The organism is Streptomyces sp. 13-12-16, from assembly GCF_002114215.1.
GTDB lineage: Bacteria > Actinomycetota > Actinomycetes > Streptomycetales > Streptomycetaceae > Streptomyces.
The window spans coordinates 1-23,099 of sequence record NZ_NCTE01000082.1; the positions used below are offsets into that span (position 1 = coordinate 1).

The window sequence follows — 23,099 nt, forward strand, 5'->3', positions numbered from 1 at the left end:
CGAAGCAGAGGACCGCGTCCCGCGACGGGGCCCGGTCGCTCGGTACCGCACAACGGCGGGCCCCCCCCGCCGCGTCCCATGCGAGGCCGCCGGGCGGCAGAAGGCCGCGCGGCCCCCCACCTGCCTTCATCGGAAGGAAACAGCAGCATGCACCAGGACGGCACGCAGCAGGACCAGTCCCAGCAGACGATCGTTCCCCCCGGCCTGAGCCGCCGGGGCTTCCTCGCCGGCGCCGCCGGCGGCGCCGCCGCGCTGGCCACCGCGTCCGGGCTCCTGCTGCCCGGCACCGCCCACGCCGCCACCACCATCACCACCAACCAGACCGGCACCGACGGCCTGTACTACACGTTCTGGACCGACGGCGGCGGCTCGGTCTCCATGACCCTCAACGGCGGCGGCAGCTACAGCACCCGGTGGACCAACTGCGGCAACTTCGTCGCGGGCAAGGGCTGGGCCAACGGCGGGCGCAGGACGGTCCGTTACACCGGGTACTTCAACCCGTCGGGCAACGGCTACGGCTGTCTCTACGGCTGGACCTCGAACCCGCTGGTCGAGTACTACATCGTCGACAACTGGGGCAGCTACCGGCCCACCGGCGAGTACAGGGGCACCGTCTACAGCGACGGCGGCACGTACGACATCTACAAGACGACGCGGTACAACGCCCCCTCCGTCGAGGGCACCCGCACCTTCGACCAGTACTGGAGCGTCCGCCAGTCGAAGGTGACCAGCGGTTCCGGCACCATCACCACCGGCAACCACTTCGACGCCTGGGCCCGCGCGGGCATGAACCTCGGCCAGTTCAGGTACTACATGGTCATGGCGACCGAGGGCTACCAGAGCAGCGGCAGCTCGAACATCACCGTCAGCGGCTGACGCCGGCCTCCGGGGCCGGCACCGTCGCGACGGAGGAGCCGGCCCCGAACGGGCCGGCTCCTCCGTCGTGAGCTGTACGTACGGCGGCGGGACCGCGTCACACGTTGAAGCGGAATGTCTGCGGCCAGATCCTGACCTGCGACGGAGCCCCCTCGAGGGCTCTGACCTGGGATTTCCTGGTTGGCATGCGTTGGCTCCCGACGGCCGTTTACGGGTGTCCTGCGGACTGGCTGCGGACTGCCCGGGTACCCCGGAGGCAGAGAAACCCATGGCACCCCGGCGGGACCTGCAACGAGACTGCACGGGTGAGCGACTCCTACCCCTGCCCGTGCTGCGGGCACCGCGTGCTGGGCGCGATGCCCGGCTCGTACGAGATCTGCCCCGTCTGCTTCTGGGAGGACGACGGGGTCCAGTTCCGCTGGCCCACCATGGCATGCGGGGCGAACAAGGTCTCCCTGATCGAGGCCCAGCGGAACTACCAGGACTTCGGCGCCTGCGACGAGTACGGCCGACGCTTCGTGCGACCCTCGGCAGCCGACGAGCCACTCGACCCCGCCTGGCGCCCCATCGATCTGGCACGGGACTCCTTCGAGGACTGGGCGGCCGAGGACCGCGCCCCCTGGCCCGACGACCACTCGGTGCTCTGCTGGTGGCTGCCCACCTTCTGGCGCCGGGACCACTCCGCGTCATGACCTCCCACATCGAGACACTCGTCCAGCAGCTCGACGGCAAGGCCGACGAGTCCTACGACGCCCGCGCGGAGCTGATCTGGATCGGCGCCGACGCCATACCCGCCGTCATCAACGGCCTGCCTTCCCTCGGCGGCTTCGGTCAGCTGACCGCCATCGAGGTCTTCGAGGAGGTGGGCGATCCCCGTTGCGGCCCCGCTCTCATCGGCCTGCTGGACAGCGACAACCCGACCGTCCGCGAATGGGCGGCGATGGCCCTGGCGAGCCTGAAGATCGACGGCGCGGTCGAGCCCGTGCGCCGCGCCTATCGCGCCTGCCTGGAACGGGCGACGCCACCCGACTGGAGCGAGCCGGAAGGCATCCGCTGGGCCCTGACCGAACTCGGCGCCCGCGCCCCTGTCGTCCCACCGCTCACCACGCGCCTACGAGCCTCCACTGCGGACGACGCCCCTGGCTGGCCCTCAACCCACTTCACCGAGATCATCAACGACCTGGCCGACCACGCCCAGGTGATCCTCTACTCCCAGTTCTGGCGAGTGGACGTCGGCGGCACGTACGGCGTCTCCGGCCCCGACCTTGGCTGGGAACTCGACTGGACCGCGCCCTGGGAGCACCTGGTCGAGGAGGCCCGCACCTGGTCCCTGCTGGAAGCCTCAGAAGCCCCCGCCGACGACAACATCTTCGTCGCCCCCACCTGGATCGACCGTACCGACCTGCACCCGGAGAGGTGACCGATGCCGTTCCAGCATCCCGAGGAGGTCGGCTACGGCTACGTGATCGAGCGCTACGCGGCAAGGAAGGACTCGGGCCACGCGCGCTACCTCGTCCTGAAAAGTGGTCGATTCCTGCGGCCCGAGTGGCCTCACGGCGAACGTTTCGCCCATCACCTCATCGACGACGCGGCCACGATCACCGACGCCGAGTTGGAAGCCCTTCTCGGCTACGAGTGGCGCTCGCGCCTCACCGCCGCATGGCTGATCGGCGTCGACCGCCGCGAACGGTTCCGCGAACGCATCGGCGACCTCCTCCTGGCCAGCGAGGTCTGCTTCTCCGGCAGCGCCTACTGCTTCGCCCTGGCCCGCTTCGGCACCCACGCGGACGCCGAGATCCTCACCGCCTACCTCGACCATTACCTCCCCCGCACCGACCTCCGCTACGACCAACCCGCCGCCCTTGGCGCCCTCCTCCGCCTCGACGCCCACCTCGGCACCCACCATGCGGACCGCTTCACCCAGCCTGACGGTCTCTGGGACCAGTGGGTCAATGCCCTGGCCCACCTCCACGGCCACCCCGCATACACCCCCGTCGAGCGGCGCCGCTCGACAGACCTCCAGTGCGAGTTCGCCAACGGCTGGCGACACCTGTAGGTCGCGGCGCAATCACCGGATCCAGGCTCCTAGTTCCCACCAGGCGGGGGCGTGAACAAGCCAAACGCACACCAGAAAGCCGGTTCTGCCCGACGATGGAACTGCGGAAGACCGCCGACACGCGGAGACAGGGGGAACCATGCGCATCGACGTACGGGTAGGGGCCGAGGCGGACGAGCTGCGTTCACTGCACCAGTGGCTGGGGGCAGACAGAGAGATCCGCAGGTCGTCTTCCTTGGCACTCCAGGAGCAGCCTCCCGAGCCAGGGCACATGGGCGGTTTGCTGGACGTCATCCAACTGGTGACTGACAACGGCTGGAGCGCTGCCTCCTTCGTGGTGGCACTGGCCGCCTGGAAGCGAACCAGGCCCCAGGATCCGCGGATCGAGATCAGGCGGGGTGACACCGTGATCGTTCTTACCCAGGGCAGCGATGCCGAGATCGAACGTGTCATTCGTGCCCTTGAGACCTCGACCGAGGATGAGGCACCTGGGACATGAGCGTGTTGCCCGACCCCGGCGCGACCCGAGCCGTGCTGATCGGCACCAGCCACTACGACCACCTGGAGTCGCTGCCGGCTGTGTCCAACAACCTGACCGCTCTGGCCGAGGCGCTGACCGGACCCACCTCTTGGGCCCTGCCGCAGGAGCATTGCACGATCCTCTCCAACCCCACGACCACAGAGATGACCATGGCCGCAGTTCGAGCCGCAGCCGAGCAAGCGCGCGACACCGTGCTGATCTATTTCGCCGGTCATGGGCTGGTCGACCCTGAAGGGGACCTCTATCTGGCCATGCCGCAGTCCAAGCAGCAACGCGTGGAGACCGGACTGCCCTATCGGTGGATACGGCAGGCTCTCCTAAACGGCCGGGCCGATCGATGTGTTGTTGTCCTCGACTGCTGCTACAGCGGTCTGGCCCTCGGGACGATGGGCGGCCCGTCAGATCTGGCCGATCAGGCGGCCGTAGAGGGAACATTCCTGCTGGCCGCTGCTGCAGAAACACGCCAAGCACTCGCCCCGCCGGACGAGACCTTCACCGCGTTCACCGGCGAGCTCCTCGACACGCTTCAGACGGGCATCCCCAATGGGCCTGAGCTGATCGACTTTGGAGCGCTGTACCGGCACTTGCGCATCAGGCTGGAAGCTAAGGGGCGCCCCGACCCACAGGCGAGAGATAGAAACACCGGGGCCCGACTCGCTCTCGGCCGCAACCTGGCCTGCCTGCCGACAACCGCGACCACTCCTTCTGCCGACGGGGGGCCAGCCACAGGGCGCTCCTGGCCGAGCCCCTCGGGAATCCGCACTGTCAGGGGTTTCTTCAAGTCGTTGGCCGATGTTCGTGTGACGAGCGGTCTCACCCATCAGATGGTCAGCCAACGTTCCGGTGGACGCATCTCGCCCGGAACCGTCAGCAGGCTCTTGAACCGCGAAAGCCTGCCCAAGACCTGGCCCACCACAGCGGCGTACCTGTCCGCCTGTGGCGTGCCGGATCAGCAAGTCGCTGAGTGGCATGCCGTCTGGACGCGGTTGCTAACGAATACGACGACCGACGCCGCGCCGGACACCGTCCCGCACCCGCGCCAGCGTCAGCGTCAGCGCCAGAAGCCCACCACGTTGCAGCGGTTGTCCGGAAGACTGTCTCGGCGAAACGGTCGCAGTCGAGATCACCGTTCAGGGAGTAGCTGAGGCAGTCGGAGACGCCTGCTGCGGAGCCGGAACAGGTGCCTCGCTGTCATCACCGAAGACCGTGTTCCAGGCAGCAATAGCCAGCAACGCCGCCGCAATCACAAGGCCCGTCGCAGGCTTCTTCACCTGCTTGGCGGTCGGCGGCCGCACCCAGTGTCCTGCCCGGTAATAGGACTTGTCGCTCTTCTGCGCCACCGCGCTCTCCCCCAACGACACTGTCACCTGATCCCTAGACACAGTTTGACAGCGGCCCGTTCGCCCCGAGGAGGAATCAGCACGCACGGCTGATTCCGAACCATGGAGCCGTGATGGACTGCGTGCTCAGCGGATCACGCGCTGCAGGTCCACGAGTACCGCTCCCGCTGCCTTCGGTCGACGCGCCCACCATGCCGGCGCATGCTGCCCGACGCATGACCGTGGCCGGAACTGCTCCTCCAACGCCTGCCCCACTCGGAACTCAACGGCACAGTATCGACACGGCAGTAGGGCCACAGGCGCCGCCCAGCCCGCGGCCACGAGCGTCGAGGCTCCGGTACCTGTGGTGCGGAATCACGCCCGCCAGTCCCTCATGTGCCTCTACGATGATCGCTCTGCGGCTTGAACACCTGGAGCACCATGCGCCTCGAGACGATCAAAATCGAGAACTTCCGCGGCCTCACGCACGTGGACATCCCTTTCTCCCGATTCGGCTGCCTTATCGGCGAGAACAACGCCGGGAAGTCGTCCGTGTTCCAGGCTTTGAACATGTTCCTAAAGTCGGGGACCGCAGTCGATACCGACTTTCTCGACAGAAGTCGCTCGATCCGAATTCAACTCTCCTTCTCCGAGGTCAGCGAAGCCGACCTGAAGCGACTCGAAGACGGGCACCGAACTCGAATCGAGAGGGAAATTCGGGACGGGCGTATCACGCTCGCTAAAGTTTATAAGGGCCCGGGGAAGGGGACCTTCCTGGTCGTCACGCGGGTTCCCCGGGATCACAGGTACACGAAGGTCGTAATCGACGACACATTGAAGTCTGGGCTACCTCCCGAAGTCATCGCCGCCAACGTGAAGGTCACGTATCCAGAAGTTGTCCATAAAATCGAGGGCAAGATCAGCCGCGCAGCGGTGAGGCGCGAGATCGCCACGATAATTGAATCACTCGGTGAAGATGACTTCGTCACTGGAGACGACGCTTTGCCAACCGGGATGGACAAATCGATCGCCCCGCTACTCCCGGAATCAATTTACATTCCTGCCGTCAAAGAACTCAACGAGGAGCTCAAGACGACATCCACGGCAACATTTGGGCGGCTCCTTAGTCTACTTTTCGGGCAGATCGAGCACCAGCTTCCCGAGCTGGAATCCTCGTTTGAGGCGCTCCGGGGGCAGCTGAACGTAACCACGAACGAAGACGGCGAGGAGTCAGACCAGCGCCTTTCTGAAGTTCGACAAATTGAATCACTGATCCAGAGGAATCTTCAGGAATCCTTCCCACGAGCAAGCGTCCGCCTTGAGATCCCGCCTCCACGTCTGCGCAGCCTTCTCGAAGAAGCGCAAATCTCCATCGACGATGGAGTCACCGGCCATTTCAGGACCAAAGGAGACGGTCTTCGAAGGTCGGTCGCATTCGCCATTCTTCGCGCGTATGTCGATATGAAGACCGCACGACCAGTCACGGCAGACAGCTCTCAGCAACCTTGCCTACTCCTCTTCGAGGAACCCGAAGTATTCCTGCACCCCCAGGCACAGCGGAAGCTGTTCGAAGCCTTGGCGTTCTTCTCCGAGTTCAACGACGTCCTGGTCAGCACCCACTCGCCGTCGTTCTTCGCACCTGGGGCGACCGGAACATTTGTAAAGGTCATTAAGGACCACTCCCTGGATCCGCCGGCAAGCCGGACACGTGTGATCGACCTTTCAAAAATTGAGGCACGCGATCAATTTGAAATCATCAAGCACGAAAACAACGAGGCGGCATTTTTTGCGAACTCTGTCTTGCTCGTAGAGGGACCGAGCGACCAAATCCTAATCCCGCACATCGCTCGAACCCTCAATCCGGAATGGGACTTCGAGAAGCGCGCGACAGCGATCGCGAAGGTCGAAGGAAAGGGAAGCATCGCCCGCTACAGAAGTTTCTTCACTCAGTTCGAAATGCGGATTGCGGTACTCGCCGACCTTGACGTCCTAGCGGAAGGTTTTGACAAACTGGGAGCCAGCCAAGATTGTCACCAACTGCGGGATCGACTCATCGCCAAGGCAAAGGAAATTGCAGCCGCTTCAGAAACCGACCCCTCCGGAAAGACACTCAAGAGCATGCGCACTAACGGCGCCGTGCAGGATCTCTGGAAGCAGGCCAGGGTGGCACGAGAGCAATACGCTCAAGGGCTTTGCGAATGGGAGGATCTCGACGCCGCTGTCAGCGCGTTTTTTGCGCGATCTACCTCGGGCGCCATGCGGAAAGTTCTCGAAGAGGCTGCCGATCCTGACCTTAGGCGTATGAAGATCGAGCTGCTTCAGGAACTACGGAAAGATGACATTTACGTATGGGAGCGCGGCGCAATTGAGGACTACTACCCGCCACTAGAGAACAACGAGTCCTCAAACAAGAACGATCGCGCTCGATCTTTCTGCGAACGCCACGTGACCGCCGAGGACATCAAGGGGCTGGCCGTGTTCAAGGATTCAGATGAATGCGAATTCGAGGCGATCTTCGAATCCCTCTTTAGATCAACCCCATCGGGCAACCGTACACAGCCGTTTATCCCCAAGCAGGCAGAATCAGATGGGCTCACCCAAACCTCTCGATAGGCTGGAAAACTCTCCCTTCCTTCACTCAGCGCCAGCCATCGAGCGAGACCTGGGACCTGGCAGAGAGATACCCGTGGAGGGCACTCGCTGTGGTATCGACGAATTCCTCCGGAATGTCATTGGCGTCGACCCAACGGACCTGAGAGTGCTTACGGGGTTCGCGGTTTTCGGGTTCGCCGGTCCATTCGTGGGCGGCGAAGACGACAGTGAGAAAGCCGTTGGGGGCTTCGACGCCCCAGGCGCCGTGGATGATGTGGGCGATCTTGAGGGACTCGGGCTTCACCGTGAGGCCGGTCTCCTCGTAGAGCTCGCGGACCGCGGTTTCGGTGATGGGCTCGCCCGGCTCGCTCTTGCCGACCGGGAGGTCCCACATTCCCTGGGCGAACTTGGCGTTCTCGCTGCGCTGGAGGAGGACGACGCGGTTGGTAGCCGTGTCGTGGACGATGACGGCGGCGACCAGCAGGGTCATGGATTCGAGCGCAGGCTTGAGGGCCTTCGGCTGGTCGTCGGTCTGCTGGGCCACGGTGTTCCCTTCGTCAGGCGGGTTGTTGGGCATGTTAGGCGAGTGCCTCGCGGGCGCGGCGGGCGAGATCGGCGGCGCCGGGCACTTTGCGGCGCTGGTAGACCGCGAGGGTGGAGCGGATCGAGGTGATCGCCTTGCGCGTGCGGTCGGAGGTCATGCCTTCCATGAGGACCAGGGTCTGCGTCCAGGCGGCGACCGCTTCGTCGGCGCGGGCCTGTGCGGCGAGGCTGTCGCCGAGGTCGGCGTGGGTGAGGGCGTGGACGCGCTTGTACTTGTCGGGGTCCCAGCGGGTGAGGGCGTCGCGGTGCTGCTGTTCGGTGCCGATGTGGTCGGCGAGGTCGGTCAGAGTGCGGGCGGTGTGGCTGGCCACGGTGCCGGCGGCGGGGCCGCTCACGCGGGAGTAGCTGGGCTGGGGGCCGTCGTCACGGAGGAGGGCGTCCTCGGCGGCGAGCAGGGCGCGCGCGGCCTGGGGGTTCTCGTTCACGGCGGCGTAGGCGCGGGCGTGGGTGATGTGGAGGAGAGCCTCGGTCTGGCCGTCTACGTGGCCGAGACCTCTACGCAGGGCCCCTTCGACGAGGTCAACGCAGTGGTGGGGCTGCTTGAGGCTGAGGGCCTGGTGGGCGAGGGCACGCATCATCCAGGCGGCGTGGCCGTGGGGGTCGGCTTCGCAGGCGAGCTGGTAGCCGACCTGGTAGTAGCGCTGGGCGGCGCCTTCCTGGCCGAGGTCGTGGTGCTTCCACCCTGCGAGGTAGGCGAGTTCGGCGACGGCGCCGAAGGCGGCCCGGCGTAAGGCTTCATTGAGGAAACGTCCGCGCAGCATGGGGGCGGCGGTGTCGGCCAGGTACGCCGTGACGGTGGTCAGTCCGTGCCCGCCGCCGAGGCGCTCGTCGGCGGCGCTGAAGGCCGCCGTGATCTGCCGTACGACGTCCACGTCCTCCGCCCCGATTAGGGAAGTGCCGGTGCGGGCGCGGAGCATGCGGGCAGTGGCTTCGTGGTCGTATCCGAGCGGCATGGCGACGCCGGCGGTGGTGAAGGCCGCGATGGCGAGAAAGCGGCGGCGCTCGACGTCGGCCCGGCCCAGGTCGGTGGCGGCGAGGACAGGGTCGGATTCCGCCGGCTCTCCGTCGTCACCGGCCTGGAGGCCGATCTCGGTCTGGGTGACCGTGCGCCCCGCTCGGCGGGACAGCGCCTCGGCCAGGCACTGCCCTACCCGGCCCGACGGGGCGCGGGTGCCGTTCACCCAATGCGAGATGGCCGACTTGTTGGTCTGGAGGATCTCGCCGTTCTCGGCCGCGATGCGCCGCACGTCTCGGGCGAGGGCCTCGTAAGTGCAGTCGACCGCCGCTATGACGTCGCGCAGACGGGAGTTGGGTTCTCTCTGCGCCGCCACGACCGCCTCCGCCCTGGAGCTGTAAACCGCGTATACCGCTTCAACTGCCCTCCACCGTACCCACTGAGCGTGACCACCGGTTCACTTATCAGCAGCCGCCCGGAACGGCGCGACCGTGATCCAGGCTCCCCCTTGGTCCGGGCGGCACCCCGAAGTTCCGTACGCCCACACCAGGCTCGGGCATTCCTGTGCCCGAGACCGGCCAATCAGAGACGGAGACACGGTGACCACCATCGACACCACGGCCATCACGGTCGAGCTGCCCGAGGCGCTCGACCCGCGCTGGAGCCGCCTGCCCGGCATCCAGGTCGACGGCCGGCGCATCACCATCGACCCGGCCGAGTACTTCTTCCGCTTCGAGTCGAACACCTGGCTCGTGGCCGACTGGGAGCTGGTCAAGTCCCAGCTCCTGGACGTGGACGAGACGACCGAGAGCGCGGTCGAGCAGCTCGCGCTCGACTTCATCAAGCAGCACAGCGAGTCCACGTCCGACGCGGCCCGCGTCCTGGCCACCGCGTACGAGGTGTACGCGTACCTCTTCCGCGAGGAGCACCTGGCCAGCCTCGGCCTGCCGCAGATCACCGCCGACCACCTGCGGATGCTCCGCGAGGCGGCCACGCTCATGGCGCTCAACAAGGTCGAGCTGGACGGGCACATCTCCAACGTCGGCCCGTGCTGGTTCTTCCCCGCCGCCACGTCCGTCGTCTTCGACCTGGACGACGAGATGGGCGGGATGCTCGACGAGGTCTACCACGGCGGCTGGTTCAACGAGCACCGCCGGATCGAGTCCATCAAGGCCCACGCGGCGCTCGGCGGCCGGCTCGTGCATGGGTGCCAGTCCGTGCCGGACCAGTCCGGCGGCGTGGTCGCGCCCTACGGTGCCTCGATGGCGAACTTCCGCGACGACCTCGCCGCGCTCAAGGCCGGCTGGATCGAGCAGGTCTACGCCCACCGCGTGAACCCCGCCGCCTAACCCCACCCGATCAGGCTCCGGGGCGGGCCGGCATCCCTCGCCCGCCCCGGACGCCACCATCCCTCCCCGGAGCCCTCCTGTGACCACGAACCCCAGCGCCGAACTCCTCGACAACCTGCTCACCGCGACCGGCCAGACCACCGCCGTACGGGAGGAGGTGCGCGTGTGGTCCATGTCCGGCGTCGAGCGCGTGGCCTTCCCCGACGGCTCCACGGCCATCTTGAAGTACGCCAAGAAGCCCTTCGACAGCGAGGACCAGGCCCTCCGCCTGGCCCACACCCTCGGCGTACCCGTCCCCCAGGTCCACGCCTCCGCCGTCCTGGACGGCTGGCTTGGCATGCTCGTGGAGGACCTCGGGATGTCCGTCCGCGAGGCCGACGACCTCGACGGCGTCGCCGCGGCCGTGATCCTGCACGGCACCCGTACGGCTCCGCCCTTGCCCGTCCTCGACCAGGACCGGCTGCGGACGCTCCCGGCCCGGGCGCTGGAACATCTCGAACGGCTGCGCAAGGCCGACCGGTGGCAGGATGCCGACGACGTCGAGGACGCGCTCGACCGGATCGCCCAGGCCGCCGAGGCTCGCTCAGCCGGAGCGACGCTGGAGCCGTTCGGATGGGTGCACTCCGAGTTCCATCCCACCAGCCTCCACATCGGCGAGCGCGGCTGGCGGCTGCTCGACTTCGCCCGCGCCTTCACCGGCCCCGGCCTGCTCGACCTCGCCAGCTGGCATGGCACCATCGAGGCCCCGCACCCCGTGCGCCTGCGCGTCTTCCTGGAGCAGTACGTCACCGCCGGCGGCACCCCCGACGCCCTCGCCCCGCGCGGCGGACTGACCGCCGAGAACTGGGCCCTGGGCTGGCACCGCATGTGGGCCGTCGAGTGGTTCATGGAGCAGTCCATCCGCTGGATCAACGACCCGGCCACCGACCCCGCCTACATCAAGGCCGTCCGCCGCCACCTCACCGACGTCCTCCACCTCCTGGAGATCTGACGTGCTCGCCCAGGCATCCCCCTGGCACGCCCACGCCCTCCAGCGCACCGCCGCCGGACTCGCCGAACCCCTGCCCGTGCCTGCCCGGATGGAATGGACCACGAGACCCGGCCAAGGGCCCGGCGCCGACGTCCTCGGCCCCGACCTGCGCGGCAAGCGACTCCTGGAACTCGGCTGCGGCCCCGGCCACAACGCCGCCCACCTCGCCACCCGCCACGGCGCCCACGTCACGGGCGTCGACCTGGTCGGCCTCCAGGTCCGCCGCGCCCGCTCTCACTACGGACGGCTGAACAACCTCACCTTCGTCGCCGGCCACGCCCTGCACTACCTGCACGCCTCCGACGAGCAGTTCGACGCGATCTACTCCGTCTTCGGCGCCGTCGGCCTCGTCGCCCCCGAGCTCCTGCTCCCGGCCATTGCCCAGCGCCTCACGCCCGGCCGGGTGCTCGCCTTCTCCGTCCCCCACCCGCAGCGTGGCGGCCGAAGCCCCTCGGGTGACGACCGGCCTCGTCGCGACCACGTCACTCTTCCCGATCGCACCCGCCTACCTATCGCCCGCTGGGAGTTCTCCACGGACCGGTGGGAGAAGCACCTCAACCAGGCGGGCTTCTGGCTCACCTCAGCCCAGGAGTTCCACGACCCCCGCATGGGCCACTGGCCCACCACCCTGCTGATCCGCGCCCGCAAGCTCTGACCAGCCATTCGCCCTGGCTTCCCCGGGAGGAACCGATGCGCCCGCCCTACCTGCTCCTCGACATCGACGGCGTCCTCATACCCTTCCCCAACGCGGATGGCTCGACCCCGGCCACCCACGCCCGTCACGACGTCGTCCCTGCCGGCCGCAGCGCCGACAACCCGGTCACCGTCTGGCTCAACCCCGATTACGGCCGCCTTCTCATGGACGTGATCCGCACCGGCCTGGTCACCCCAGTCTGGTGCACCAGCTGGCGGCAGGACGCCACCACCCTCATCGGGCCCCTCCTGGGCCTCCCGACGCTGCCGTACGTCGATCTCCCGCGTCCGCAGATCACCACCAGCCACCCCAACGGCTATCTCTGGAAGCGCGACCACGTCGACGCATGGCTCGGCGACGCCCCCACCGTCTGGATCGACGACGACTTCACCGGCCTCGACCACGCCTGGGCCGCAGAGCGCACTGTCAAGGGAGCGCCAACTCTTCTCGTTCAGCCCGACCCTCACCACGGGCTGCAGCCCGAGCACCTGACCGAGCTCACGACGTGGGTCTCGCAGTTGCCCGCAGCCCGCACTGTCTGACGGCTGGTACGGGGGACACTGGCCTCGGACATGCCGCATGGCCCGCGAGGAGAGTTCATGACGCACAGGGGTCGACCTCGAGTTCATCTACTCACAGGGGGCCCAGCCTGGGAAGAACGGCGATCTGCGGCACAGCCGACGCCACGGAAGAAGTTGCCGAAGAAACAGCGAGCCGCCCTCAAGCAGTTGGATGCGAGCCTCCTCGGCCTGAAGGTTGCCCTGAGGCACCGGCAGCTCGACTTGGCTCGCCAGCTGAGAAGTGCAGCTTGGGACCAGGTTGACCTTCTACCTGCTCACCTGACGCATGAGCAGCGCCGGGAGCTCTTCCAGGCAAAGCTCGCGATCCACGCGCTTGCCCGACACGCGGACGGTCAGCGCCACTCCTGACAGGACTATGCGGCAGCGCCCCGCCCGAGGGGTCAGAGGCGGGGCGTAAAGGGGCCGGAACGACATGCCGGCATGGCCCGGGCGTATCTGCTCCCGTGATCAGCTATTGAAACCAACGGCGACTTCGTGGGTCATTGCCTCGTCGGGCCGGCCTTCACCGTGTCGACGGGCCGTTCAGGCTACCTGCAGCGTCCGCCCAGAGGGGAGCGATTGACACGCCGGCGTGGTGGCGCCTACCCGAGGGCGGCGGCAGCGGCCTTGTAGTCGGCGGCCTGGGTCGGGGTGAGGTAGTGGCTGACGCGGATGAGTACGGTGCCGCTGACGAAGTCGTACTCGGCGAGCATGGGCATGCCCTTGGTGACGTTCTGGATGTAGTCGGCACGGGCCTGGGCGTCGGCTGCGGTCGCGAAGACCTCGATCGCTCCGCCGAGCCCGATGCTGCCAGGCTCCGCGCCGGCGACGTCGTCGACCTCGATGCGGGAGTCCGTGAACGTGACCTTGCTGGTGTACTGGTTGGGGCGGCCGAGGAGATGGTTCGGGTCGTTGTCCTCGGTGACAACGCCCGAGAGCTTGGCGGACGCGACCTTGCCGGAAAGGGCCTTGAAAGCGTCGCTGGCGGTGAGCTCCTTCGCTGCCGGCTTGGTCGGGACGCCAGCGGTTGCAGTGGTGGCGTTCTTCGGCTGGTCGTTCTTCTGATCACTCCCTGACCCGCATGCCGTCGTGGCCGCGAAGACGATGACGAGGGCGGCAGCGGACAGGGCGGGCTTACGCATGATGGCTCCGAAGTGTGGCGGGTTCGGGTGTGTTGATCGGGTCGCAGAACTATTGCACTGCGATGTTGCGGTGCGTGCGGATACCGGAAGATCAGCCGGTGTCAGTGTCCGGCCGGGCAGGTGACGGTGGGGCAACCGCGGAGGAGCGCGGAGGCTGGCGCCGGGCATGCTCTCCCCACGGCTACTAGGTAGCGTCCCTCGGGTGAATCTTCACCTCATCAACGATGTGCCTGACGGCCTGACCCGACGAGCTCGATCCTTTGTTGCCGCGCATGGCGTCAAGGTCGACGTTCGCCCTGTTGAGGGGCACAGGCAGTGGTGGCTTGAGCGGGACATCCCGGCAGCGGTGATCGATAGAATGGCGGCCTACCAAGAGCGATGGGGCGGTCTGCTCTTGCCACCCGCACCGCAGTACGACGGAGGCCCCAAGTACCTCGATCCGGACTCGCCCGAAGCGGACTCCGCAGGATGGTGGTTCGAAGCCGGGATGCAGCGGACCGCAGTCCCCTACTCATTCATGATCAGTCCGTCTGGTGAGTTCGGTATCCATGCAGAGAGGTGGGCACCCCTCCACGCAACCATCGAGGGCTGGGTGGAATCGCTCGCCTTGGCTCACCACGCATCCATGTGGGCAAAGCAGATCAGCAGGCTCGTCGGCGATGACGTCGATGCCATTGAGCTAAACGGCTATGCGCCGGTGCGCGAGGCGATGGGCCTGGCAGACACCTGGTGGAGAGGGCCCGACTCGCTGGTGGCCCTCTATAGCGGGGAGGCCACAGCACTCGACTTCCCCAAGGGCCGCATCGCAGTGATCTACTCCGGCCTCGATAAGTGGGAACTGCGAGGAGGCGTGGACGACGGTGGCTGACCTTGTCGTTTAACGTCATCTCGCCTGGGGTGGATACGGAGCAGGCGGTGCTGCCAAGCCCAAACAATCGCTACTCTCCTCGCATGATCGCGAACGGAGATCGCCAGTTCCCCTCCCCGCTCGCCGCTGCCATGGCGGTCCGGCTCGAGTGCATTGGCGAGGATGGTGTCGACTTCGAGCCCTACGAGTCCTTCCTGACCGCCGATGAGACCACCGAGTGGTTTCGCGCGTGGACCGGCAACGGCGAGCTAAACGGCGACGCCTTCCGCGTTTTTGGCCAGGACGGCACCGGCGGAAACGCAGCGTTGTGGCTGGTTCGTGAAGGTCGGGAATTGGTAGAGCAGCCCGTTGTCTTCCTGGGCTCCGAGGGGGAGACAGGCGTTGTCGCTCGCGACCTGGGTGCCTTCTTGTGGCTGCTGGCTGACGGCTTCGGCCCGTGGGAAGCAGCCACATCGTACGAGCCCGAGCCGGATTGGGCTCCCCAGGCCAGTCGCGACCTGGCGGCCATCGCCGAGCAATTCGCTCCGGACCGCCGCGCGTCGGCAGCGGCGATCATCGCGCAGGCCACACAGGAGTTTCCTGACTTCGACGACACCTTCATGAAGCTCTGCCGTTGAGCCGGGCTCGATGCCCCGCCACGAGGCGTGGCGGGGCATCCGGCCGGGGTCAGCGGTGCCGACTGCGCTCTTCGGGCCTCGTGGCCGCTGGTGTGGCTGGAGGGCGCAGCGTGACGGACATGGACGACGTTCCGCTGGTGGTGCTTCGGCTGCGAGCTGCTTGCGTCCGCCGGTTCGGTTGAGCGGTGATGCGCCAGTTGAGGACCTCGGCGGGGTGCTCGGCGCTGTCGAGTTCCCGCTGGGTGCCCACCTCGGCCAGGAGGCGTCGGGGGTTGTGGCCAGCGGTCTCGGCCTGGGCGAGAGTTGTGGTCAGGGCGGTCCAAGTGGGGTCGGCGAGGATCCGGTCGGCATGGTCGGGGAGAGTCGCGCGAACGTCCTGCTCGAAGCGGCGGGCGGTCGCGGCTCGTGGTGCGCGGCAGGTCAGGTCAGCCAAGACAGGTGCGGCGGCCTGCTGGTAGCCCGCCTGGAGGTGGCGGAAGGCTTCTTCGGCCGCAGCGGCCTGCTGTTCGTGGCCGCGCTGTTCGTGCCACTTGGCGGCGGCGCGGGCCAGGTGCACGGTGGCGAAGATCAGGGCGATGGCGAGTCCGCCTGGCTGGTTGGAGGCGTAGGCGAGTTCCTTGGCGGCCTTGCGCAGGGCGGTGGCGACCTGGTGGTCGGCGCGGGTGGCGGAGCGGCGGGCACGGTTGAACGCCATCGCCGCCGCTCGTAGTTCCGCCTGGTGAGGGCCGGTCGTGGCGCTCGCGACGTTGTACAGGGCATCGCCGAAGGCGGCCAGGTGGCCCTGGGCGGCGGCATCGTCATCGGAGTCGAGGACGATGCGGGCCGCGTGGATGGCGGTGGTGGTGTGCCGCCATGGGTCGGCGAGGTTCGCCCCATACCGGGGTCGGTCGACTACCTCCTGGTCGGGGAGGCGTTCGCGTAGGCGGTTGATGGAGAGGTCGGGGGCGAGTTTCGAGCCGCCGTACCAGACGGGTTCGCCGGCCGCGTTGGTGTCGCCGGGGGCGGAGAGGCTGTAGCCGATCACGTCGCCGGTCTCGGGGCCGAGGCGTGTTTTGACCTTGATGCCGAGGGACTGGAGCACGGTGAAGTAGTCGGCTTCGGTTCGTACGGCGGCGGCGACCGCGTATGCCTGCTCGCGCAGCCAGTGCCGTGCCGTGACCGTCTGGCCCTGGCGCTCGGCCTTGGCGCGTTCGGCGCCGGTGGGGGTGCGGGGCGCGGTGAGGTCGCCGGACTTCAGGCGGCGCAGGCCGAACTCGGCTTCGATCTTGCGGCACTCGGCTTGGGCCCGCTGGCCGTCGCGGTGGGTGCGGGGGCAGCGGCCGTCGGCGCGGACGGTGGTGGCCATGATGTGGATGTGGTCGTCGGCGTGGCGCACCGCGATCCACCGGCATGCCTTCTCGTCGCCTCCGGGGGCGATGCCAGTGGCGTGAACGATGCGGCGGGCTACCTCGGCCCACTCGGCGTCGGTGAGGTAGCGGTCGCCGGGCGCGGTTCGGAGCGGGCAGTGCCAGACGTGCTGAGGTGGTTTCTTGCCGCCCAGCTCGCGGGTGCGCAGGTCGACGTGGTGGTCGAGGCGCTTGGCCAGCTGGGTGTAGCTGGCCTCGGGGTCGCGGCCTGGGTCGGAGGCGCCGGCCATGTCCCAGGCGGCGACGATGTGAGGGTCAGTGTGTTCGTCGCGGCGGCCGGGGCCGAAGAGGTAGGCGATCAGTCCGCGGGTGTTGGAGCCGGTGGAGACGTCAGGAACCATGGGCGGTGCCTTCCGTCAGGAGCTGGTCGATCAGTCGGTAACTGTTCTCGGCGGCTTGCTCAACGTGGTCCAGCACGGCCTCGGCGCGCTCGGGCACGGTGCCTCGGTGGATGGCTGCAGTGATCTGGTTGAGGTTGCCGCCGATGCGGTTCAGCGCGACCGTGTGTGCCTCGACGGCCTCAATCAAGGGACGGATGGGATCGTCCTCCGGGCTGCCGACCAGCCCCGCCTTGCCGAGGGCGACGGCGAGGGCGGCGTCCCCGACGAATCCGGCGAACTTCTGACCGCGCTGGTGAGCGGCGGCGCTGATCACGCTCACAGCTGTCCGTGTGAAGCGGATGGTCTTCTCCTGGTCGCGCTTCTCCACGGTGCGCTTGCGGTTCATCAGCGCGGGCAGGACGGGGGCGTCGAGATCCCGCCAGGAGGGCTGCTCGACGGGCGGTTGGGCATCGGCCGGCGGCTGGGTGCGAGGGGCGATGGAGTCGGCTGCGGGCGGGCAGATGGTCTCGGCTATGTCCTTCTCCGGCTCGGGCGCCCCCTGGCGCTCGGCCTTCTCCTCCGCCACCCCTGGGGCGGGGGCAAGCGCGGACGAAGCCTCGTTAGAGGCTCGTTCGCTCCAGCTTGCTGCTGATCGGCGGGTCAGGCCGAAGAATCCCTTGCGGCGGCGGGTGGGGGCGTTGTCGGTGCTCGTTTCGGACATGGTGATGCTCCGGTGGTCGTGTGGGGTGGGGCTTCGTCACGTCCGTTGCATCCGTCCCGTAGCTGGTCAGGACAGGTACGGAGGCGGTCGCAGGTACGGAGTGATCCGTATCGGCGAGGAACTCCGTCCCCGCGCTGACCTGCGCGGGGACGGATGCGACGGATTGATACGGAGCTGGTGTCAGCGCGTGGGCCTGGGGCCGGAAGGCCCGCCGGGCGGGCCGATGGGCAGCGTCCCGGACGGAGGGGCCGGTGGCTTGCCCTGGGCTCGACGTGCGACCACGGCATCGCCGGCTGCGGGGGTCGGCTGGGCAGGGTCGGGGCAGTAGCGGGCCCAGGCGTCGAGGAACTGGTTGCGGGCGTACGCCTTCGCCTGCCTGCCGTTCTCGAAGCGGTGGTTGGCCGGGCTGATGCCGAAGTCGCGCATCAGGTTGGCCAGGTGGTAGGCGTTCAGGCCCTTGGTGCCGTACTCGGCCCAGGGTGCCTCGGCGTCCTGGATGAGGGCGGCAAGCAGGTCGTGGCTGCGCAGCGCTTCCTGGTCGCCCTGTTGCTCGAAGACTCGGCGGATGTCCCGGAGCAACCGGGTCTTCAGCGTCGTCTGCTCGTCCTGGACCACCTCGTTCCTGGTCATCGCCAGGCAGGCGGCACGGGCCTGCGCGGGCCAGTGGCCGCCGGCCAGGTCGGCGACGATGACCAGGGGTTCCCAGGTGTCCGCGGCCCGGTCCTCGACCGGCATCGGTGGCACCAGCCGGTGCGCTGTCCCGCGCAGCGGGGTCAGCCACCTGGCCAGTCGGTCGCGCAGCGCGTTCAGTTCCGGGACTGAGTGCCGGGAGCGGAAGGGAGCAACCTTCTCGCCGGGCTTGCGCTTCTGCATGCGGAGCACGACGGCGCGGTCCATGATCGTGTCCGGCAGGTCGCCGATGCCTGCCAGCGCGGCCATGGCGAAGGTCGGGAACGCGGTCGGCTTGTGCTCAGGGCCGGATATCCGCCAGGCGGGGCGGTTGCGCTGGTGTCCGGCGTTCAGCAGGCCGCGCAAGTCCTCCTTGTCGCCAGCCTTAGGGCCGAAGATGGTGTCGGCCTCGTCCACCAGCAGTGTCGGCGGGTCCTCGCCGATGATCCGGAAGACCACCGCCGGCGAGGTGTTCACCGTCATCATCGGCCGGGACACGGTCTCGTGGAGCACGTCCAGGACACGGGACTTGCCGCACCCCTTGGTCGGCCCCACCACCGCTAGGCGCGGCGCGTGCTGGAGGGCGGGCTGAATGTGGGAGGCCGCCACCCACAAGGTGACCGCCGTCAGTGCCTCCTCGCTCGGCAGCACTACGTACCGGCCGATCGCGGCACGCAGCTCGTCCAGTACGACGGTCCCGTCCTGGTCCCGGTCCGCCGTGAGGCCGGCACGCTCACGGTCCCCGGTCCCCGATCCGGGTTCGGGGACCGTCCCCGGAGCATCGTGGTGACCGCGGGCAACCGGGACCGACGGTCCGGGTTCGCTGGCCGACTGACCGGAACTCTCCGCCCGGTCCTCGGCTTCCGGACCGAGGCCATGGTCCGGGTTCCCGGTCCGGTCCGATAGGCCGTTGAGCTGCGCGTTCTCTGTCGGTCCGGGTTCCTGGTCCGGGTTGACCGGAACTTCGGTCCGGGTTTCGGTCGCGGGTCGGTCCGGCCCCGGACCGACCGGACCAGCGGCACGACCCGGTCGATCACCGGTCCCCGGAGGGGTGGACCGGCCGTCCGCTCGGTCCGGACCATGCCATGGGATGCCCTGGCCGGGGACCGCAGGGGTGGGCCAGACAACCTCGGACGCCTTCGAGGTGGCGGGGGACGTAGAGTCCTCCATCGACGTTCCTCTCAGGTGAGGGACGGGACGGGCAAGGTCCCGCCCCTCACCGGTTCGTTCGTTCAGGGATGGGCGACAGGCAGGGGAATCTCCGGCCCTCGGCGTTGGCGCGCCGGGGGCCGTTGCTGTGTCCGGGGCTGCCGGTTGCTCACGAGGCCAGGCCCCACTCGTCTCGGCCGTCGATCAGAGTGCGCTCGTAGCGCAGCAGCTCGGCCTCGGGGTACAGCACCCGCTTGCCGACCTTGATGCCGCGCGGCCCCTTCTTGATGTGGCGCCAGTAGCGGACGGTGCTCTCGGCCGTGCGGTAGCGCTCGGCGACCTCGGCGGTGGTCAGGTATCGCATGCATTCCCATTCAGCTAAGTGGCGATTCAATCTGCATAAAGTTGTACCCCAGGATCAGCGGTTACCCAAATAGGGAAGCTCATGTTTCAATTGGGATAGCGACGGTGACGATGGAGGTTCGGTGGCAGGCGACAGGCCCGAGGGCGGCGAGGTGCCGCTGCTCTACAGCGAGGGAAACGTGGCCGCGCGCGTGGCCCTGGAGCGCGAAGTCAGAGGGTGGAGCACGACCGAGCTGGCGGATCGGGTGACCAGAGCCGGCGTCAAGATGAACCAGACAGCGGTCTGGCGCATCGAGAACGGCACCCCCCGCCGACGCATCAACCTCGACGAGGCCCTCGCCCTCTCCCGCGTCTTCGAGCTCCCCCTTGAAGAGCTGATGTCCCCGCCGCTGGAGGGGCTCGACATCGACAGCCGACGCCTCGTCCAAGAAGCGGTCGAGGCGTTCTACGAAGCCCGAGACGCACGCGACCGCCTGCACCGCGCCGTGGTCGCCATCGCCGACCACATCAAGGCCCATCCCGACAGCTCGCGGGCCATCCACGAGCAGTGCCTCCGCCTCATGGGCGACGAGCGCGACGCTCGCACCCTCAGCAACGACATCGAGGACGGCGGCCACTACTGACAACCGACACGAAGGAGAGGCCACTTGGCCAACATCCAGAAGCGCCCCAACGGAAAATGGCGGGCCCGCTACCGCGACCTCGACGGCAAGGAACACGCCCGCCACTTCGACCGCAAGATCGACGCCCAGCGGTGGATCGACGAGGTCACGGCCAGCTTGGTCACCGGTCAGTACGTCGACCCGCGCTCGGCGAAGAAGCCCTTCAAGGAGTACGCGGAGGAATGGCGGGCCATCCAGCCGCACCGGCCTTCCACGGCCAAGGCCGTGGCCCAGCACCTGCGCTGCTACGTCTACCCGGCCTGGGAGAAGCGGGCACTCGGCGCCATCAAGCCCGGCGATGTACAGAGCTGGGTCACCAGCCTGACCACCACGCACGGGCTGGCCGCCAGCACCTCACGGACGGTCTTCAACACGGTCAACGCCGTCTTCCGGGCGGCTGTCCGTGACCGGATGATCCCCCACAACCCGTGCGCCGAGGCGAAACTGCCCTCTGTGCCCCGGAAGAAGATCGTGCCACTGGCCGTCGAGCAGGTACGGACGCTGTCCGAGGAGATACCCGCCCGGTACAAGGGCCTCGTGCTGCTCGGCGCGGCCACCGGGCTCCGCCCCGGCGAGCTGTTCGGCCTCCAGCTCCGGCACGTGGACCTACTGCACGCGACCGTCTCGGTCGAGCAGCAGATCCAGCAGACCGCCAAGCACGGCGTGTACGTCTGCCCGCCCAAGACCGCCCGCTCGCACCGCACGGTTCCGCTCCCCCGCGTGGCGGTGGATGCGATGAAGGCCCACCTGCGGGACTTCCCCGCCGATGGGCCCGAGGGCTGGATCTTCACGGCGCCGCAGGGCGGACCCGTGGTCTACACGCACTTCATGGACGGGTCGTGGCGGCCCGCCTGCGCGAAGGCCGGCATAGCGAAGGGCACCGGACCCCACGCCCTGCGGCACCACTACGCCAGCCTGCTGATCAAGCACGGCGAATCCGTGAAGACGGTCTCCGAGCGTCTCGGCCACACCAACGCGGCCATGACGCTGAACATCTACACCCACCTGTGGCCCGACTCCGAGGAGCGGACCCGGGCCGCCGTCGACAAGGCGTACGCGGACCAGTCCGCCGATGCCCAGCCGCAGGTCGACGAAGCGGCGTAGCTGCTCCCCCACGCGCTGACCGAAGTCAGCACGCTGCGGACTGTGTGCGGACCGCAAAGGCCGCCCAACCCGCTCCGTCGCAGGTCAGACGGCCTTTCGCTAGATCAACTAGACGTTGAAGCGGAACTCCACCACGTCCCCGTCCTGCATGACGTACTCCTTGCCCTCCATGCGGGCCTTGCCCTTGGCGCGGGCCTCCGCCACCGAGCCGGTCTCCACCAGGTCGGCGAAGGAGATGACCTCCGCCTTGATGAAGCCCTTCTGGAAGTCGGTGTGGATGACGCCGGCGGCCTCGGGGGCGGTGGCGCCCTTCTTGATGGTCCAGGCGCGGGATTCCTTCGGGCCGGCCGTGAGGTAGGTCTGCAGGCCGAGGGTGCGGAAGCCGACGTGGGCGAGGGTGGCGAGGCCGGGCTCCTCCTGGCCGACGGACTGGAGGAGTTCGAGGGCCTCGTCCTCGTCCAGCTCGGCGAGGTCCGCCTCCAGCTTGGCGTTGAGGAAGATCGCCTCGGCGGGGGCGACCAGGGCGCGCTGCTCGTTCTTGAAGTCCTCGTCGGTCAGCTCGTCCTCGTCGACGTTGAAGACGTAGAGGAAGGGCTTCGTCGTGAGGAGGTGCAGGTCGTGGAGGAGTTCCGCGCGCTCGGTGCCCTGGACGACGCCCTGGGAGAAGAGGGTGTCGCCCTTCTCCAGGATCTCCTTGGCCTCCTCGACCGCCTTGACCTTCGGCGCGATGTCCTTCTTGATCCGCGACTCCTTCTGCAGCCGCGGCAGGACCTTCTCGATGGTCTGGAGGTCGGCGAGGATCAGCTCGGTGTTGATCGTCTCGATGTCGTCCTTGGGCGAGACCTTGCCGTCGACGTGCACGACGTTCTCGTCCTTGAAGGCGCGGATGACCTGGCAGATCGCGTCGGACTCGCGGATGTTCGCGAGGAACTTGTTGCCGAGGCCCTCGCCCTCCGACGCGCCGCGCACGATGCCGGCGATGTCGACGAAGTCGACCGTGGCCGGGAGGATCCGCTGGGAGCCGAAGATCTCGGCCAGCTTGGTCAGCCGGGGGTCGGGGACGCCGACGACGCCGACGTTCGGCTCGATCGTGGCGAACGGGTAGTTGGCCGCCAGCACGTCGTTCTTGGTCAGGGCGTTGAACAGGGTCGACTTGCCGACATTCGGCAGACCGACGATTCCGATCGTGAGCGACACGTTGCGACTTCCCGTACGTGAGGAATGGGGGACGAGGACCGGCCGACTGGGCTGTGTGGGCCGATCCACCAGTCTACGGCGTGCCCGCCCGCGACCCGGCGACCCGTCGAACGTCCGGCCGGACCGTGATCCCCGGCGTGTCTGACGGGCTGTTCGGCACATAAAACGACCTACGTTGGTGCAGTGGAGCAACACAGGACGCGACCCGCGCGGTACGGACGGTACGGACCGCGACGTGACAGGCCGGCCGGGCCGGCCGAGCCGCCGCTGCCTCCGCAGGCGGGGAGAGGGGGCGCGCGGCCCGCG

General features: G+C 67.9%; 24 protein-coding genes. 15 read left to right on the forward strand and 9 right to left on the reverse strand.

From position 1 onward, the window contains the following. The first annotated feature begins 147 nt into the window (after positions 1-147). The 6 genes from B7767_RS03905 (at position 148) to B7767_RS03930 (ending at position 4,618) form a co-directional block, all read left to right on the forward strand. The gene (locus tag B7767_RS03905; RefSeq protein ID WP_085570879.1) at positions 148-876 is read left to right on the forward strand and encodes a glycoside hydrolase family 11 protein; all 729 of its coding nucleotides are present in this window, start codon (positions 148-150) and stop codon (positions 874-876) included. A 305-nt stretch (positions 877-1,181) separates the two neighbouring features. Beyond that, positions 1,182-1,568, forward strand: coding sequence for a CPCC family cysteine-rich protein (locus B7767_RS03910; protein ID WP_085570880.1), 387 nt, complete (start codon positions 1,182-1,184; stop codon positions 1,566-1,568). After that, positions 1,565-2,296, forward strand: a complete 732-nt coding sequence (locus B7767_RS03915; RefSeq protein WP_085570881.1) for a HEAT repeat domain-containing protein — start codon at positions 1,565-1,567, stop codon at positions 2,294-2,296. The genes B7767_RS03910 and B7767_RS03915 overlap by 4 nt, the downstream gene beginning before the upstream one ends. A 3-nt stretch (positions 2,297-2,299) precedes the next feature. Then, positions 2,300-2,932 (forward strand): DUF6000 family protein, encoded by a 633-nt coding sequence (locus B7767_RS03920; protein WP_179167021.1) that lies wholly within the window; start codon positions 2,300-2,302, stop codon positions 2,930-2,932. A gap of 139 nt (positions 2,933-3,071) precedes the next feature. Then, positions 3,072-3,431, forward strand: coding sequence for a hypothetical protein (locus B7767_RS03925; protein WP_085570882.1), 360 nt, complete (start codon positions 3,072-3,074; stop codon positions 3,429-3,431). Beyond that, positions 3,428-4,618, forward strand: coding sequence for a caspase family protein (locus tag B7767_RS03930; RefSeq protein WP_085570883.1), 1,191 nt, complete (start codon positions 3,428-3,430; stop codon positions 4,616-4,618). Before B7767_RS03925 ends, B7767_RS03930 begins: the two co-directional genes overlap by 4 nt. On the opposite strand, the gene B7767_RS45690 is transcribed toward B7767_RS03930, so the two are convergent. Then, positions 4,604-4,813, reverse strand: a complete 210-nt coding sequence (locus B7767_RS45690) for a hypothetical protein (protein WP_143652194.1) — start codon at positions 4,811-4,813, stop codon at positions 4,604-4,606. The genes B7767_RS03930 and B7767_RS45690 overlap by 15 nt on opposite strands. Before the next feature lie 402 nt (positions 4,814-5,215). Here B7767_RS45690 and B7767_RS03935 point away from each other — a divergent pair, with 402 nt between their 5' ends. Further along, complete coding sequence (locus B7767_RS03935) at positions 5,216-7,405, forward strand: ATP-dependent endonuclease (RefSeq protein ID WP_218775773.1); 2,190 nt, start codon at positions 5,216-5,218, stop codon at positions 7,403-7,405. Positions 7,406-7,430: 25 nt separating this feature from the next. Here B7767_RS03935 and B7767_RS03940 read toward each other — a convergent pair whose 3' ends face one another. Next, the gene (locus tag B7767_RS03940) at positions 7,431-7,961 is read right to left on the reverse strand and encodes an NUDIX domain-containing protein (RefSeq protein WP_085570885.1); all 531 of its coding nucleotides are present in this window, start codon (positions 7,959-7,961) and stop codon (positions 7,431-7,433) included. A 1-nt stretch (position 7,962) separates the two neighbouring features. Further along, complete coding sequence (locus B7767_RS03945; RefSeq protein ID WP_085570886.1) at positions 7,963-9,318, reverse strand: transcriptional regulator; 1,356 nt, start codon at positions 9,316-9,318, stop codon at positions 7,963-7,965. Positions 9,319-9,541: 223 nt separating this feature from the next. Between B7767_RS03945 and B7767_RS03950 the strand changes: the two genes are divergently transcribed. The 4 genes from B7767_RS03950 to B7767_RS03965 all read left to right on the forward strand — a co-directional run bounded on the left by B7767_RS03950 (position 9,542) and on the right by B7767_RS03965 (position 12,557). Next, the gene (locus B7767_RS03950) at positions 9,542-10,291 is read left to right on the forward strand and encodes a hypothetical protein (RefSeq protein WP_085570887.1); all 750 of its coding nucleotides are present in this window, start codon (positions 9,542-9,544) and stop codon (positions 10,289-10,291) included. A 79-nt stretch (positions 10,292-10,370) separates the two neighbouring features. After that, positions 10,371-11,282, forward strand: coding sequence for a phosphotransferase (locus B7767_RS03955; RefSeq protein ID WP_085570888.1), 912 nt, complete (start codon positions 10,371-10,373; stop codon positions 11,280-11,282). A gap of 1 nt (position 11,283) precedes the next feature. Beyond that, on the forward strand, positions 11,284-11,976 hold the full coding sequence (locus tag B7767_RS03960; RefSeq protein WP_085570889.1) for a bifunctional 2-polyprenyl-6-hydroxyphenol methylase/3-demethylubiquinol 3-O-methyltransferase UbiG: 693 nt from the start codon (positions 11,284-11,286) through the stop codon (positions 11,974-11,976). Positions 11,977-12,011: 35 nt separating this feature from the next. Next, positions 12,012-12,557 (forward strand): HAD domain-containing protein, encoded by a 546-nt coding sequence (locus B7767_RS03965; RefSeq protein WP_085570890.1) that lies wholly within the window; start codon positions 12,012-12,014, stop codon positions 12,555-12,557. Positions 12,558-13,177: 620 nt separating this feature from the next. Here B7767_RS03965 and B7767_RS03975 read toward each other — a convergent pair. Beyond that, a complete protein-coding gene (locus B7767_RS03975; RefSeq protein ID WP_085570892.1) occupies positions 13,178-13,717 on the reverse strand; it encodes a hypothetical protein in 540 nt (179 codons plus the stop codon). A 202-nt stretch (positions 13,718-13,919) separates the two neighbouring features. Here B7767_RS03975 and B7767_RS03980 point away from each other — a divergent pair, with 202 nt between their 5' ends. Then, a complete protein-coding gene (locus B7767_RS03980) occupies positions 13,920-14,585 on the forward strand; it encodes a hypothetical protein (protein WP_085570893.1) in 666 nt (221 codons plus the stop codon). 83 nt (positions 14,586-14,668) lie between these two features. Beyond that, the gene (locus B7767_RS03985) at positions 14,669-15,202 is read left to right on the forward strand and encodes an SMI1/KNR4 family protein (RefSeq protein WP_085570894.1); all 534 of its coding nucleotides are present in this window, start codon (positions 14,669-14,671) and stop codon (positions 15,200-15,202) included. Positions 15,203-15,251: 49 nt separating this feature from the next. Here the strand turns inward: B7767_RS03985 and B7767_RS03990 are convergent, their stop codons facing one another. The 4 genes from B7767_RS03990 to B7767_RS04005 all read right to left on the reverse strand — a co-directional run bounded on the left by B7767_RS03990 (position 15,252) and on the right by B7767_RS04005 (position 19,831). Beyond that, entirely contained in the window at positions 15,252-16,949 is a 1,698-nt protein-coding gene (locus B7767_RS03990) for a relaxase/mobilization nuclease domain-containing protein (RefSeq protein WP_085570895.1), read from the reverse strand. Next, on the reverse strand, positions 16,939-17,514 hold the full coding sequence (locus tag B7767_RS03995; RefSeq protein WP_085570896.1) for a hypothetical protein: 576 nt from the start codon (positions 17,512-17,514) through the stop codon (positions 16,939-16,941). Before B7767_RS03995 ends, B7767_RS03990 begins: the two co-directional genes overlap by 11 nt. 315 nt (positions 17,515-17,829) lie before the next feature. Beyond that, positions 17,830-18,969: a DUF3631 domain-containing protein gene (locus tag B7767_RS04000; RefSeq protein WP_373408187.1), complete on the reverse strand. Its 1,140-nt coding sequence runs from the start codon at positions 18,967-18,969 to the stop codon at positions 17,830-17,832. A 667-nt stretch (positions 18,970-19,636) separates the two neighbouring features. After that, positions 19,637-19,831, reverse strand: a complete 195-nt coding sequence (locus tag B7767_RS04005) for an AlpA family transcriptional regulator (RefSeq protein WP_085570898.1) — start codon at positions 19,829-19,831, stop codon at positions 19,637-19,639. Positions 19,832-19,952: 121 nt separating this feature from the next. On the opposite strand from B7767_RS04005, the gene B7767_RS04010 reads away from it, so the two are divergent. Both B7767_RS04010 and B7767_RS04015 read left to right on the forward strand, forming a co-directional pair. Continuing rightward, entirely contained in the window at positions 19,953-20,453 is a 501-nt protein-coding gene (locus B7767_RS04010; RefSeq protein ID WP_085570899.1) for a helix-turn-helix transcriptional regulator, read from the forward strand. 24 nt (positions 20,454-20,477) lie between these two features. Beyond that, positions 20,478-21,596: a site-specific integrase gene (locus B7767_RS04015; RefSeq protein WP_085570900.1), complete on the forward strand. Its 1,119-nt coding sequence runs from the start codon at positions 20,478-20,480 to the stop codon at positions 21,594-21,596. 108 nt (positions 21,597-21,704) lie between these two features. Here the strand turns inward: B7767_RS04015 and ychF are convergent, their stop codons facing one another. Further along, on the reverse strand, positions 21,705-22,793 hold the full coding sequence (gene ychF, locus B7767_RS04020) for a redox-regulated ATPase YchF (protein ID WP_085570901.1): 1,089 nt from the start codon (positions 22,791-22,793) through the stop codon (positions 21,705-21,707). Positions 22,794-23,099: the final 306 nt, after the last annotated feature.

Coding starts and splice junctions, on each gene's coding strand:
- B7767_RS03905 (WP_085570879.1), top strand. CDS start 148: ATGCACCAGGACGGCACGCAGCAGGACCAGTCCCAGCAGACGATCGTT.
- B7767_RS03915 (WP_085570881.1), top strand. CDS start 1,565: ATGACCTCCCACATCGAGACACTCGTCCAGCAGCTCGACGGCAAGGCC.
- B7767_RS03920 (WP_179167021.1), top strand. CDS start 2,300: ATGCCGTTCCAGCATCCCGAGGAGGTCGGCTACGGCTACGTGATCGAG.
- B7767_RS03925 (WP_085570882.1), top strand. CDS start 3,072: ATGCGCATCGACGTACGGGTAGGGGCCGAGGCGGACGAGCTGCGTTCA.
- B7767_RS03930 (WP_085570883.1), top strand. CDS start 3,428: ATGAGCGTGTTGCCCGACCCCGGCGCGACCCGAGCCGTGCTGATCGGC.
- B7767_RS03940 (WP_085570885.1), bottom strand. CDS start 7,961: ATGCCCAACAACCCGCCTGACGAAGGGAACACCGTGGCCCAGCAGACC.
- B7767_RS03965 (WP_085570890.1), top strand. CDS start 12,012: ATGCGCCCGCCCTACCTGCTCCTCGACATCGACGGCGTCCTCATACCC.
- B7767_RS03975 (WP_085570892.1), bottom strand. CDS start 13,717: ATGCGTAAGCCCGCCCTGTCCGCTGCCGCCCTCGTCATCGTCTTCGCG.
- B7767_RS03985 (WP_085570894.1), top strand. CDS start 14,669: ATGATCGCGAACGGAGATCGCCAGTTCCCCTCCCCGCTCGCCGCTGCC.
- B7767_RS03990 (WP_085570895.1), bottom strand. CDS start 16,949: ATGGTTCCTGACGTCTCCACCGGCTCCAACACCCGCGGACTGATCGCC.
- B7767_RS04005 (WP_085570898.1), bottom strand. CDS start 19,831: ATGCGATACCTGACCACCGCCGAGGTCGCCGAGCGCTACCGCACGGCC.